The following is a 13,700-nucleotide window of genomic DNA, read 5'->3' on the forward strand; positions in this document are numbered from 1 at the left end:
CCCATTTGCGCCCGAAAGTCCCCAATGGTGCATTTCGTCAGCCCTAGCTGCGGAACAACAACGAAACCACGGCAAAACGCCAGTATTTCCTTGTTCGCACCGGCACAAATGGCTAATGAGGATTCGTGGACAGTGCGGAAGCTGGCTCAAATCCTGAGCGAGACTCTAACGAAAGTCTGGGCGGTTTTATGATAGGCATGAACAGCACAGGGCATCATAGACAGCATGGCTTCATGCTGTTGATGGCATGCGTGCTGTCTTTTGCGGCCTTATTGTTCGCCGTGGACTTCTCAGCACTCAACGACAAGGCAAGCGACGACACTTCGCGCAGCCTGCACAAGATGCTTGCGGCCAGACAGGCTGAAAGCACACCCACGACCCCGGTCCGACAGCAATCGGCACCGGCGCCGCAGCCCATGCGCGCTATCCTCATCGAAGCTATCGCCGCGAAAATCAAGGCAGCTTACCCGCTGGGTGGCGACACGGCCCTGACCGTTACTGGAGCTGGCCTTTCCTTTGCCAATGCGAAATCCGCAGAGGCAGAGCGCGGCTTTCAGCACTTCACGGCTGCCCAGCAATATTTTGGTTTTGCCCGCGCGCCTCCTGTTAGCGCATAATAGGCACCACCGGAGGACTGGCACTATCCAGTCCCGAACCCTTTTACGTAAAACAGCGTCATCTGCCCCCACAAAGATTGTGGCTTTCCATTTCGGTCAGCCAATCGGGATTTGAGATGACGCGCAGACCCGGAACCACAATCCATGCGTACTTCGAAATGGGTCGTAGCGCTGTATAGCCTGATCGTCGTGATCGGGCTTATCATCGCCTTGCCCAACTTCTTCACACAAAAGCAACTCGATGGGATGCCGTCATGGTTCCCGAAGCGTCAGGTGACGCTCGGCCTCGACCTGCGCGGCGGTTCGTATCTCGTGCTGGAAGTGGACGCAGCCGGCCTCAAAAAGGACCGCCTGCGTGCGCTGCTGGACGATGCGCGCAGCAAATTGCGCACCGAGCGCATCCAGCCGCAGTCGATCCGCGCCGTGGGTGATGCCGTCATCGTGGCAATTCCCGATGCCGACCAGCGCGCAAAGGCGGAAACCGCCCTGCGCACGCTCATCTCGCAGGTCAACACCAGCGGCTTCGGCACGGCGATCAACGATATCGACGTCAATTCGACCGATAACCAGATTCGCCTGACGCTGACTGAAGCGGGCTTCAATTACCGCCTCGATGCAGCGCTGCAGCAGAGCCTTGAAATCATCCGCCAACGTGTTGACCAGGTTGGCGTTGCCGAACCTTCGATCCAGCGCGTCGGTTCCGACCGTATCGTGGTTCAGCTGCCAGGCCTCCAGGACCCGGCCCAGCTCCGTCAGCTTCTCGGAAGCACGGCGAAGATGAGCTTCCACATGGTCGCGGACGCCAATCCGAACGATACGCCGCCTCCGGGCGTGACGATCATGCCGGATTCCAAGGACCCGAATGTCAAATATCCGATTGAGGATCAGATCGCTCTGTCGGGCGAACGCCTGACCGATGCGCGCGCCGGTTTCGACCAGCGTACCAATGAACCAATCGTTTCCTTCCGGTTCGACAGCCTTGGCGCACGTCAGTTTGCCGATATCACCACCAAGAACGTGAACCGTCCTTTCGCCATCGTTCTCGACGGCAAGGTCTTGAGCGCACCGGTTATTCGTGAGCCGATCACGGGCGGTTCGGGCCAGATCAGCGGCAGCTTCACGGTTCAGGACACCGTTGTTCTCTCCGCGCTTCTGCGCGCTGGCGCTCTGCCCGCACCGCTGACAGTCATCGAAGAACGCACGGTTGGTCCTGATCTTGGCGGCGACGCTATCAAGATGGGCCTTATCACCGGCATCATCGGCTTCGCGCTCGTGGCCGTGTTCATCCTTCTGCTCTACGGCCTCTGGGGCATGATCGCCAATGTGGCGCTTCTTCTGCACACATTGCTGACCTTCTCCGCGCTGAGCCTCATCGGCGCAACACTGACATTGCCCGGTATCGCAGGTATTATTCTGGGTATCGGTATCGCGGTCGACGCGAATATTCTCATCAACGAACGTATCCGCGAAGAAACGCGCAAGGGCCTCGGCGCCATGGCAGCGCTGGACAAGGGCTTCCACAGCGCCTTTGCAACCATCATCGACTCCAACGTCACGTCGCTGATTTCGACGCTGCTCCTGTTCATGTTCGGCACCGGCCCGGTTCGCGGCTTCGCCATCACCATGATGCTCGGCATCGCGATTTCGATGTTCACTGACGTAACGCTCGTGCGCATGGCGATGGGCTGGTTCGTGCGCAAGCGCAAGCTGAAGGTTCTGCATATCGAGCCGATCCTCAAATTCGCGCCCGAAAACACCAACTACCGCTTTATGAATGCGCGTTTCGTCGGCATCGGTGTGTCCATCGTGCTGTCGATTGCCTCGATCGTGCTGTTCTTCAAGCCGGGCCTGAATTACGGCATCGACTTCAAGGGCGGTATCCAGGCCGAAATCACCACGTCGCAGCCTGCCGATCTTGCGCAGCTTCGCTCCAAGCTCGGGGCGCTGGAACTGGGTGAAGTCGCGCTTCAAAGCGCAGGTAGCGCCAATGAAGTGCTGATCCGCATCCAGCGTCAGGATGGCGGCGAAGAAGCGCAGACGGCGGCCGTCAACAAGATGCGCGAAGCCGTTACCGAACTCGATCCGGGTGTGAAGATCGAACGGACGGAAGTCGTGGGGCCGAAGGTCTCCGGCGAACTTGCCCGCTCCGGCTTCATCGCGGTCGTGCTCTCGGCACTTGGTATGCTGATTTATCTCTGGTGGCGGTTCGAGTGGTTCTTCGCGCTCGGTGCGATTATCACGCTCATTCTCGACACCACGAAGATCGTCGGTTTCTTCGCGCTGATGCAGCTCGATTTCAACCTGACGGCTATCGCGGCCCTTCTGACGATCATCGGTTACTCGGTGAACGATAAGGTCGTGGTCTATGACCGTATGCGTGAAAACATGCGCCTCTATAAGTCGAAGCCGCTGCGCGAGATCATCGACATGAGTATCAATCAGGTGCTCGTGCGCTGTATCTACACATCGGTCGTGACTTTCCTGTGTATGTTCCCGATGGCGGTATGGGGCGGCAGCGCCGTCCATAATTTCGCCGTGCCGATGCTGTTCGGTATCGTCATTGCGACGTCGTCGTCGATCTTCATCGCAGCGCCTATACTGCTCCTGCTGGGTGACTGGTGGCAGCACCACAAAGAGGCTCACAAGCAGCCCGAGGAAAAGGCCATCGCGCAGAAGTAATCCAATCGCCGGGCAGGATTTCCGTCCTGCCCGGCTCCATTCATGATGTGACAGAAGCACGTCCCCCAAAAGGCAAAACCGGTTTTGGGACAAGGACATGCTAGAACAGAGGGAAACGGCACCCTATGCCCCATGACACGCCTTTGATTGCGACGATCGTCATCGGGTTATGCCTTGCCTTCATCTTCGGTGCCGTAGCCACCCGCCTCAAGATTTCTCCATTGGTCGGCTATCTTTTGGCTGGCGTTATCGCCGGTCCGCATACGCCGGGTTTCGTTGCCGATCAGGGCCTCATTTTGCAGCTCGCCGAAATCGGCGTCATCCTGCTGATGTTTGGCGTCGGCCTGCATTTTTCTCTGAAAGACCTGCTATCCGTCAAAGCCATCGCCGTTCCGGGCGCATTGGCGCAGATCGCCACTGCCGCTGCCCTGGGCACCGGGCTTGGGCTGATGCTCGGCTGGGACGTTGAAGCAGGCATTGTCTTCGGCCTCGCCCTTTCCACGGCCAGTACGGTTGTTCTTTTGCGCGCCATGCAGGAGCGCCGCCTCATCGATACCGAACGCGGCCGCATCGCCGTCGGCTGGCTGATTGTTGAAGATCTCGCCATGGTGATGGCTCTGGTGCTGCTGCCAGCCGTCGCCAGCGTCACCGGCCGCGCAACAAGTGCCGCGGCCAGCGACCCGCTCGCAGCCTGGCTTGGCCTCGGCATTGGCGGTATCATTCTTCTGACCATCGCCAAGGTGGTTCTGTTCGTCGCCCTGATGCTGGTCGTCGGGCGCAAGGTTATTCCCTGGCTTCTTAACGTCGTCGCACAAACCGGTTCGCGCGAATTGTTTCGCCTTGGCGTTCTGGCCATTGCGCTCGGCGTTGCCTTCGGCGCGGCGCATCTCTTCGGTGTTTCCTTCGCGCTTGGTGCTTTCTTTGCCGGGATGGTGATGAGCGAATCCGAACTCAGCCATCGCGCCGCTGAAGAATCCTTGCCGCTGCGCGATGCTTTCGCGGTTTTGTTCTTCATTTCGGTCGGCATGTTGTTCGACCCGATGAGCCTGCTGAAAGACCCCCTGCCCCTGCTGGGCACGCTGGCGATCATTCTGATCGGCAAGTCCGTCGCGGCCTTCTTTATTGTGCGGGCCTTCCGCCGCCCGGTCAGCACGGCGCTGACGATTTCCGCAAGTCTGGCGCAGATCGGCGAATTCTCGTTCATCCTCGCCGGACTTGGCGTCAGCCTCAATCTGCTGCCGCCCGCCGGGCGCGACCTCATTCTGGCAGGCGCGATCCTTTCCATATTCCTCAATCCGGTGATGTTCATCGTCGCCGAGCGGATGCGACCCTGGATCGAAAAGCGCAGTGCATCCGAAAGCGGCAGTGAAAATGCGGGTGACACCGCCATCGATGTTTCCGAGCCGGAACCATTGCCGCAGACGCGCCTGACTGGCCACACAATCATTGCCGGCTACGGACATATCGGCAGCAGATTGGCCAGCAGTTTGCAGGAACGTGCGATGCCGTTCCTCGTCATTGATGACTCATCGAAAATTTGCACCGCATTGCGGGAAAAAGGCATCGAAGCTATTGCAGGCAATGCCTCCGATACCGAAATATTGAATGCAGCGAATCCGGGGCTTGCCAAAAATCTGGTCATTGCGATTCCAAATGCCTTCGAGGCTGGACGCGCGACCGCTCTGGCCCATGCGGCCAACCCGGATATTCACATCGTTGCACAGGCCAGTTCGCAGGCCGAAGCACAATATCTGACCGATCTTGGTGCAACCTCCGTCATTCTTGGCGAAGAAGAGATTGCAAAAGCAATCGCCAAGGCCATCGGAGCAGAGGTTTCAAATACGGGCGGCAATGCTTCCGCCCGGCCGCCACAGCAGCACGCTCAGGCACAGGACGACAGTTCGGTGGTTGCGGCTGATGGCGAAGCACAGGCCATATAAGGGGAACATGATGAGAGCTGAAGGGGCGGTAATCGGTTAATGAAAGCAAAGGATTATATCTGGCCAGTCATCGGTGTCTGCGCCGTCGGCGTTTCAGCCTGGCTTCTCTATCGTGAACTTCGCAGCATTTCGCTCGATGATGTTCTGGACAGCCTCTACGCCATTCGCGCGCATCACTGGGTACTGGCAGCGGCGGCAGCCCTTCTCGCCTATAGCTCGCTTGCCGGTTACGACCGGATCGCGCTACTCCACCTCCGGCGCAAGATTTCCTGGCTTTTCATCGCGCTTTGTTCCTTCACCACCTATGCCCTGTCGCACAATATCGGTGCATCCGTGGTCTCCGGCGCTGTTGTTCGCTACCGCGCCTATTCCTCGCAAGGCATGCCGGGCAGCGAGATCGCCGTCCTCATCGCCTTCTGCTCGTTTACATTCATACTCGGTGTCATCATCACCTCCAGCGTGGTCCTGTTGCTGGAGCCGCATGTTCTCATGCGTTTCAACGAAGACCTGACACCCACCGTTGCCATGGTCATCGCCCTGATCATGCTGGCCTTCGTCCTGCTTTATGTTTTGGGCAGCTGGATGCAATTGCGCCCTCTTCAAATCGGCAAGTTCCGGCTTGAATATCCGCGTATGTCGGTCGTCGTACAGCAGTTGGTCGTCGCGCCCCTCGAACTGATCGGCGCTGCGGGCATCATCTATTTCGCCTTGCCCGAAGCGGGTAATCCCGGCTTCCTGATTGTGCTCGGCATTTTCCTCGTTTCCTTCTCGGCAGCACTCATCTCGCATGCGCCGGGCGGCCTTGGCGTGCTTGAACTGGTTTTCCTGACCGGCCTTCCGGATATGAACCAGGCCGATGTGCTGGCGGCACTGATCGTGTTCCGCCTGCTCTATCTCCTGATCCCGTTTGCCATGTCGCTCGTGGTGGTGCTGGTTTTCGAGAAGTCGCAGTTCCTGCTACGCTGGAACGAAAAGCACAACAAGTGACTACCATTCAGGCGGAGAATAATTTTCACTTACCCGCCTGAATTTGAATTCCTTTTCCTTAAAATAGCAGGTTTCAGCGCCTATTTTGGAAACTGCTTCGCAAGACGTATCCAGATCGGAACGAAAAGCGAAACAGTAAAAGCCCTCCCAAGGCTCTGATCTCTGTGATGTCGCAATTGTAGCAAAGCCGTTTCGTGCTTTTGCTGCAATTGCCGGAAAAGGAAACAACGCATGCCTGCGACACTTATCATCCCCGGTTACAAGGGATCGGAAGCAGGCCACTGGCAGCGCCAATGGTTGCATGACGATCCGTCAGCATTACTGGTTGAACAGGACGACTGGCATTATCCAGTGCTATCCGACTGGATGCATGCGCTCGAAGCAAAACTGGCCGAAAATCCCGGTGCGGTTCTGGTTGCCCATAGCCTTGGCTGTGTGCTGGTTGCTCATCTGGCAAGCCGTCCGGCTGCCGCACATGTGGCGGGCGCGCTTCTCGTCGCCCCTGCCGATGCGGAAACCATGGCCTCCAGAGATAGCCGTTTTCAGAGCTTCGCCCCACTGCCGCGCCATGAGCTGGGTTTCCCATCCATCGTCGTCGCCAGCCGTAACGACGAATATATGCGCTTTGCCAAGGCAGAGGCTCTGGCGAATGTCTGGGGCTCTGGCTTTGTCGATATCGGCCATGCTGGTCACATCAATGTCGCAAGCGGTTTCAGCCGCTGGCCGGAAGGCGTCATTCTCGCCTCATCCCTGCAAAGGGAGCCGCAAAAGGCAATCCTCCCCTCCCAGGCTGCACAACTGGCAGCCTGATCATTTTAACGCCGTGTGACCTTCCGGGCGCACGGCGTTAAACGTGCTGCTTGCGTTCCAGCAGGAATTTCAGCACCAGCGTCAGAAGAGCAATCAATGCGAGTGTGGAAGCCGCAGCGAAGGCTCCGGCGACATTATAATCGTTGAACAGAAGCTCCACCTGCAACGGCAAGGTGTTCGTCTTACCACGAATGGCCCCGGACACGACAGATGTCGCTCCAAACTCGCCCATCACACGCGCATTACACAAAACGGCACCGTAAAGCAGCGCCCATTTGATATTGGGCAGCGTGACATAGAAGAATGTCTGCCAGCCATTGGCGCCGAGCGTCATCGCCGCTTCTTCTTCATCGCTGCCCTGCACTTCCATCAGCGGGATCAATTCGCGTGCCACAAAGGGCGACGTGACGAACAGGCTGACCAGAAAAATCGCCGGGACCGTGAACATGATCTTGAGATCATAGCTTTCGAGCAGCGGCCCGAGCAGGCCCTGCGAGCCATAGAGGAAGAGATAGGTCACGCCCGCGACAATCGGCGAGATCGAGAAGGGAATCTCGACAAAGGTAATCAGCAGCCTGCGCCCCGGAAAACGAAACTTCGTCACCAGCCACGCGACACAGACGCCGAACGCCATATTGATCGGCACAACCACGATTGCGACCAGCACCGTCAGCCAGATCGCATGCAGCGTATCGGGTTTGAGGATTTCACCGAAGAACGCGCCCACGCCCTTGCTGAATGCATAGGTGAAGATGATCGCCAGCGGCACACCGATGCACAAGACCGACAAGACGGCGGCCAGCCAGATCAACAGGCTGCGAACCGGCCCCGGCGCGTTGCGTGCCAGATTAGCGCTCTGCATAACGAAGCTGCCTTGCCTGAATGAGATTGGTGATGAGCAGCATCAGAAATGCCGCGGCCAGCATGACGAAGGCCAGCGCTGCTGCGGCCGGATAATCATATTCGTCAAGCCGGATGAAGATCAGAAGCGATGTCACTTCTGTCTCAAACGGCAGATTGCCGGAAATGAAAACGATGGAGCCGAACTCGCCGAGGCTGCGTGCAAAGGACAGCGATGCGCCCGCGAGAAAGGCCGGGAAAATCGTCGGCCAGACGATATAGGCGAAAATCTGCCAGGGCTTCGCGCCGAGGCTGCGCGCGGCCTCTTCCACATCGGCATTCATATCTTCCAGCACGGGCTGCACCGTGCGGATGACGAAGGGAATACTCGTAAAAGCCATGGCGACGGAAATACCGAGCGGCGCATAGGCGACCTTGATGCCGAGCGGTTCCAGAAACTGGCCGAACCAGCCGTTCTGCGCAAAGACCGTCACCAGTGCGAGACCGGCAATCGCCGTCGGCAGCGCGAAAGGCAGGTCGACTGCAGCATCCATCAGGCGCTTGCCGGGAAACTCATACCGCGCCAACACCCATGCCAGCAGCAGGCCGAACAGACCGTTGAATACGGTCGCAAGTGCAGCTGTGCCGAGCGTGATGCGATAGGTGGCCAGTGCACGGTCAGAGGTGACGATGGACCAGAAATCGCTCCAGCCGAGGCTCGCTGTTTTCATGATCATGGCGAGCAATGGCAAAGCCACGATGACCGTCAGATAAAACAGCGTACAGCCGAGGGTCAGACCGAACCCCGGCAGTACCGAATTGCGTTTCATGCTGAGAAGCGACACTGAATTATTCCATATAACGGCAGGAGCGCACGTCGCCGCACGCTCCTTCGGACTGGCTAAATGATCGCTTACTTCTTGGTGAAGAGCTGATCAAGCACGCCGCCTTCGGCAAAATGCTCTTTCTGCAACTTGTCCCAACCGCCGAACACATCTTCGACCGTCACGAGACGCACATCCGGATAGATATCCTTGTGCTTTTCGATGACCGCCTTGTCATGCACGCGGTTGAAGTTCTGAGCGAGAATCTCCTGACCTTCCGGTGCATAAAGATAGTTCAGATAGGCTTCAGCGATCTTGCGCGAGCCGCGCTTGTCCACGACCTTGTCGACGACCGTGACCGGGAACTCGGCCAACAGGCTGACCTGCGGAACGACGACGTCATATTTGTCTGCGCCCAGCTGCTTCTGCGTGCCACGGGTTTCTGCCTCGAAGGTGACCAGCACGTCGCCGATACCGCGTTCCGCAAAGGTAGTCGTTGCGCCGCGACCGCCGGTGTCGAAGACCGGCACATTCTTGAAGATCTTGCCGACGAATTCGCGCACCTTGGCGTCGTCGTTATTAAACGCTTCCTTCGCATAGGCCGTCGCCGCCAGATAGGTATAGCGCGCATTGCCCGAGGTCTTCGGATTCGGGAAGACAACCTTCACATCGTCGCGGGCGAGATCATCCCAGTTCTTGATGTTCTTCGGGTTGCCCGCGCGCACCAGAAATGCCGGGAAGGAATAATAAGGCGACGAATTGTTCGGCAGACGCTTCTGCCAATCAGCCGGGATCAGATTGCCCTTGTCGTGCAGCACCTGCACGTCGGTCACCTGATTGAAGGTCACCACATCGGCTTCAAGGCCTTCGAGAATAGAGCGGGCCTGTTTGGAAGAACCGGCATGTGACTGGTTGACGGTCAACTCTTCGCCGGTCTTCGCCTTCCAGTCCGCGATGAACGCCTTGTTGACCTGCTCGTAAAGTTCGCGAGCGATATCATAGGAAACGTTCAGGATTTCCTTCGGCTCTTCAGCCTTGACCGGTGCTGCACCCAGTCCGAGCGCCACAGCCGCATAGAGAAAAATTTTCCGCATTAGACACATCCCCACCGCCCTGCACCTGCAAAGCGTTCATACAGACGATTGAACTTGGAAAGAAAACCTATCGAATGGTGGTTCAAAATCAACCTAAATCATTGATTTAAATGAATAAACTACTTTCGAGCAACTCCTTGGAACATGTGCCCAAGCGGCATTCGCGATATAGAAAAATATTCCTCGGAACATCCTAAATCAGAAATGAGAAAACAAAAAGGCCGGAGAATTTCGCCTCCGGCCCCGATTTTTTTCTGCGTAAAACCTTACCAGAAACCGCGATGCTGCCAGCACCACAGAAAATTATGCTCACTGCGCTCAAGCCGGCTGCGTCGACGCGCTGCGATTTCCTCAGCGCTCAATTTCATTTCCCGCCACGGCTGCGCCAAAAACGCGGGAATGCCCAAGAAGGCGTTTTTCAATCCGGTGGTCAGCACCTGCAAGTTTCGCATCAAACCAGGCCTCCTGTCCGCGTTATCGCGTCCCCATCTCTACATCGTCGCCTCAAAGCACATCCTGTTTCCAGACACGCTTTCGCCGCAACAATGAACGATGTGTTAATTTTGAAGGCTTCTACGCAGAAGTCAATAACCTACTCATTTTATCGGAGTTAACAGGATGAAATATTTTGCGAGCGACAGGCCGCCGCCCGCAAAATCATACCGCTTTAGACCTCGTAGTCGTTGACGGGCTTGATATGGACCTTGTCCACATTGCGCCCCTTCATGGCGTCAATCCTGAACTCGAAGCCGTCCGCAGTGAAGCTTTCGCCCCCAAGCGGCAGATGGCCAAGATGCCAGAGCACATAGCCGGCCAGCGTCGTATAACGGTCGCTATCATCCACCAGATCGCGTTCCAGAAGACCGCTCAGGCGACGAATATCGACAAAGCCATCGACGATGTATCCGCCCTGCCCGTCCGATTCGGCGACAGATGCTTCTTCGTCCTCATCAGGGAATTCGCCAGCGATGGCTTCAAGAACGTCCGTCGGCGTGACAACACCTTCGAATGAGCCGTGCTCATCGACCACGACAGCGAGCTGGACCGGCGACACACGCAGCTGTTCCATCACACGCAGCACATTGGCGCTTTCATGCACAACGAGCGGCTGCTTGACGACCTGATCCCAGTTGATAGACTTCTTGTCGGTCATGTCGAGCAACAGATCGCGGACCGAAGCCACGCCGACAAACTCATCGACCTGACGGCGGGCAACCACAACGCGCGAATGCGAAAGCTTGCGAATCGCTTCGTGCAATTCCTCTTCGCTTTCATCGATATCGAGCCACTCGACTTCATTGCGCGGCGACATGATCGAGCGCACCGGGCGATCCGCCAGATCCAGAACACCGCGGATCATTTCCTTTTCTTCGGGAAGGAAGACGTCATTGGCGGCGGTCTGCTGCGCAATCACGTCAACCGTATCCGAAAGCGGGTTCTCGCCACGTCCGCCGCCAAGCAGGCGCAGAACCGCGCCTGCCGTCCGCTCGCGCAGATCGTTGGTCGTGACCAGCTTTTCACGATTGCGGCGCGACATCTGATTGGCCGCTTCGATAAGCACCGAGAAGCCGATAGCCGCGTAGAGATAGCCCTTCGGAATATGGAAGCCAAAGCCTTCCACCACCAGGCTGAAACCGATCATCATCAGGAAGCCAAGGCAGAGGATAACCACCGTCGGATGCTTGTTGACGAAGTCCATCAGCGGCTTGGAAGCCAGCATCATGACGCCGATTGCGATAATGACGGCGATCATCATCACGGGCAGGTGCTGAACCATACCGACAGCCGTGATCACGCTGTCGAGCGAGAAAACCGCGTCAAGGACGACAATCTGGACAATGACCTGCCAGAACACGGCATGGACCACGCGTGAGCTTTTCGCGCCGTGAGCGCCTTCCAGGCGTTCATGCAGTTCCATCGTGCCCTTGGCCAGCAGGAACAGACCGCCGATCAGCATGATGATATCGCGTCCGGAGAACGACATATCCATCACTTCGATCAAAGGTTCGCGCAGCGTCACGATCCACGAGATCGAGGCAAGCAGGACAAGGCGCATGAGAAGCGCAAGGGCAAGGCCGATAACGCGCGCGCGGTTACGCTGATGCGGCGGCAGCTTATCGGCCAGAATGGCGATAAAGACGAGATTGTCGATGCCGAGAACGATCTCAAGCACCACCAATGTCACCAAACCTATCCAGGCATTGGGGTCGGCAATCCAGTCCATGGACCAGTCCATGATATGTCGGCTCCTTTAAAGCACATCCCGGAAGACTATTTTCGGGGGAGATGTGAGAATAAACAGATGCTTAGAGCGCCGTCTTGAATCAAAAAGACAGCACCCCAGGCGGGTCAGAAAGAATGGAATTCAGAGAAACCGTCGCAAATGTTTTCAGGCCGGAACGCGAAATTGCGATCCAGCCGAAAAAATCCACAGGCGGCGGAGGCAGGCTTTGAGCCTAGAAAGCAACAGGTTCCCGCGAGGGAACCGGTACTTCGGTAAGACGAATCGTCAGAACTGTCGTCGGGCATTAAGCGCGATGAACCTTTTGTAGGGCGCTGTATCGGCTTTATCGCCGACCGCGGGCACCAATTGCTATACGAAACATACGATTGTTGTTCGCAATATACTCAGCAGTCTGGCGGCCTAAATCAAACAAACAACTGCCAGCGTTGCCTTATTATGCAGACGATCACCGATCAGGCAAGAGCGTCCGCCTTATTCCCTTATTCGGCCGTTACTCGGCAGGAGAAACCTGTACTCGCCGCGATTTACGCTCGCGGCGCGGCGGGCGCGCCTTGAAGAAGCGAACACCGATAACGGTGAAGATCAGCGTCAGCACTGTAATGCCGATGGCGAACCAGAACATGTGATCGCTATCCATCTTGGCAAAGATACCTGCGCCACGCCCGGCCAGCCAGCCAGGAAGGAACATCAGCGGAGCCCAAACCAGCGCGGACAGCACGTTTGCGGTCTGGAAGCGTGTCTGGTCCATCGACATCATACCGGCGACCATCGGCACCGTGCAGCGCACCGGCCCGAAAAAGCGACCAAGGAAGACAGCGGAAAAGCCATAGCGACGGAACAGCAGGCGCGCACGCGCCACACCGCTGCGATGCTTGTTCAATGGCCATTTGTGAATAATGTTGCGGCCCAGCCACCAGCCGAGGAAATAGGAGATGATATCGCCAATCACCGCGCCGATGATGGCGCCGATGATGACGGGCAGCGGCTCGATGATGCCGGCGCCAACAAGGCCGCCAATGGCAATCATGATCGGGGTAGCTGGAATGAACATCCCGATAATCGCGAGAGATTCGCCGAACGCAATGACACCAACAATAGGGCCGGCCCATACCCGATGATCGGAAATGAAATGCCCGAGATTGCTGATAATGCTTTCCATGCTTTCCTCAAATGCCGCGAACCGGATCTTGAAGCGATTTACCCGCCTCGGTTTTCTCTGCAAAGGCTACCCGGTGCATGACGCGCCTTGCTCGGATTTTAATGCCAAATGATCAACACGGGTTCGTGATCGAGATTTGATTACCCGGTGATCAAGACATTTATATGCTCTAACTTCTCAGACAAGCATCAAAAAATGATGACATGGCTGCGACATTTGAAGCGTGAACCTACGCCCCCAAGCCTAAACTGCTTCGCCTCTCACACGGATATATCCGCAAGCACGAATCCAGTATTTCGCGAATATGGAGTCGGCCATGCGCGCTTACAACGCTCGAAGCGCAAAAAAATGAATCAAATCAAGAATCTTTTGCATTCGATTCTTCAGGATTCGCCAGCACGATCACAACTTTTGCGTAAATGGGAACGAAATTCCCGACAAAGATGCAAAGCCGGATTTCTCAAAACCCAGCGTTTCAGGGGTTTTGAACAAAGATGTAAGTTTT

Annotated in this window: 11 protein-coding genes; 5 read left to right on the forward strand and 6 right to left on the reverse strand. The window is 56.8% G+C overall.

Translation table 11 applies throughout. The features are described from left to right. Window positions 1-188 precede the first annotated feature (188 nt). From FGI60_RS17595 to FGI60_RS17615, 5 genes are all read left to right on the forward strand, one after another. Window positions 189-617: a hypothetical protein gene (locus tag FGI60_RS17595; RefSeq protein ID WP_138786314.1), complete on the forward strand. Its 429-nt coding sequence runs from the start codon at window positions 189-191 to the stop codon at window positions 615-617. A gap of 144 nt (window positions 618-761) precedes the next feature. Beyond that, on the forward strand, window positions 762-3,296 hold the full coding sequence (gene secD, locus FGI60_RS17600) for a protein translocase subunit SecD (RefSeq protein ID WP_138786315.1): 2,535 nt from the start codon (window positions 762-764) through the stop codon (window positions 3,294-3,296). A gap of 125 nt (window positions 3,297-3,421) precedes the next feature. Beyond that, window positions 3,422-5,236, forward strand: a complete 1,815-nt coding sequence (ybaL, locus tag FGI60_RS17605; RefSeq protein ID WP_138786316.1) for a YbaL family putative K(+) efflux transporter — start codon at window positions 3,422-3,424, stop codon at window positions 5,234-5,236. Window positions 5,237-5,275: 39 nt separating this feature from the next. Then, window positions 5,276-6,223, forward strand: coding sequence for a lysylphosphatidylglycerol synthase domain-containing protein (locus FGI60_RS17610; RefSeq protein WP_113533810.1), 948 nt, complete (start codon window positions 5,276-5,278; stop codon window positions 6,221-6,223). A 231-nt stretch (window positions 6,224-6,454) separates the two neighbouring features. After that, window positions 6,455-7,033 carry an alpha/beta hydrolase gene (locus FGI60_RS17615; protein WP_138786317.1) on the forward strand — a complete coding sequence of 193 codons (579 nt, stop codon included), beginning with the start codon at window positions 6,455-6,457 and terminating at the stop codon, window positions 7,031-7,033. Window positions 7,034-7,070: 37 nt separating this feature from the next. Here the strand turns inward: FGI60_RS17615 and cysW are convergent, their stop codons facing one another. The 6 genes from cysW to FGI60_RS17645 all read right to left on the reverse strand — a co-directional run bounded on the left by cysW (window position 7,071) and on the right by FGI60_RS17645 (window position 13,195). Further along, window positions 7,071-7,895 (reverse strand): sulfate ABC transporter permease subunit CysW, encoded by an 825-nt coding sequence (cysW, locus tag FGI60_RS17620; protein ID WP_078339336.1) that lies wholly within the window; start codon window positions 7,893-7,895, stop codon window positions 7,071-7,073. Continuing rightward, window positions 7,882-8,703: a sulfate ABC transporter permease subunit CysT gene (gene cysT / locus FGI60_RS17625; protein WP_138786387.1), complete on the reverse strand. Its 822-nt coding sequence runs from the start codon at window positions 8,701-8,703 to the stop codon at window positions 7,882-7,884. Before cysT ends, cysW begins: the two co-directional genes overlap by 14 nt. Window positions 8,704-8,786: 83 nt before the next feature. Further along, window positions 8,787-9,791 carry a sulfate ABC transporter substrate-binding protein gene (locus FGI60_RS17630; protein WP_078339337.1) on the reverse strand — a complete coding sequence of 335 codons (1,005 nt, stop codon included), beginning with the start codon at window positions 9,789-9,791 and terminating at the stop codon, window positions 8,787-8,789. Window positions 9,792-10,057: 266 nt separating this feature from the next. Next, the gene (locus FGI60_RS17635; protein WP_078339338.1) at window positions 10,058-10,243 is read right to left on the reverse strand and encodes a hypothetical protein; all 186 of its coding nucleotides are present in this window, start codon (window positions 10,241-10,243) and stop codon (window positions 10,058-10,060) included. Between the two features lie 215 nt (window positions 10,244-10,458). After that, window positions 10,459-12,027 (reverse strand): TerC family protein, encoded by a 1,569-nt coding sequence (locus FGI60_RS17640; protein WP_113533809.1) that lies wholly within the window; start codon window positions 12,025-12,027, stop codon window positions 10,459-10,461. A 499-nt stretch (window positions 12,028-12,526) separates the two neighbouring features. After that, window positions 12,527-13,195 carry a DedA family protein gene (locus tag FGI60_RS17645; RefSeq protein WP_078339340.1) on the reverse strand — a complete coding sequence of 223 codons (669 nt, stop codon included), beginning with the start codon at window positions 13,193-13,195 and terminating at the stop codon, window positions 12,527-12,529. Window positions 13,196-13,700 lie beyond the last annotated feature (505 nt).

The organism is Brucella haematophila, assembly GCF_005938105.1.
Classification (GTDB): domain Bacteria; phylum Pseudomonadota; class Alphaproteobacteria; order Rhizobiales; family Rhizobiaceae; genus Brucella; species Brucella haematophila.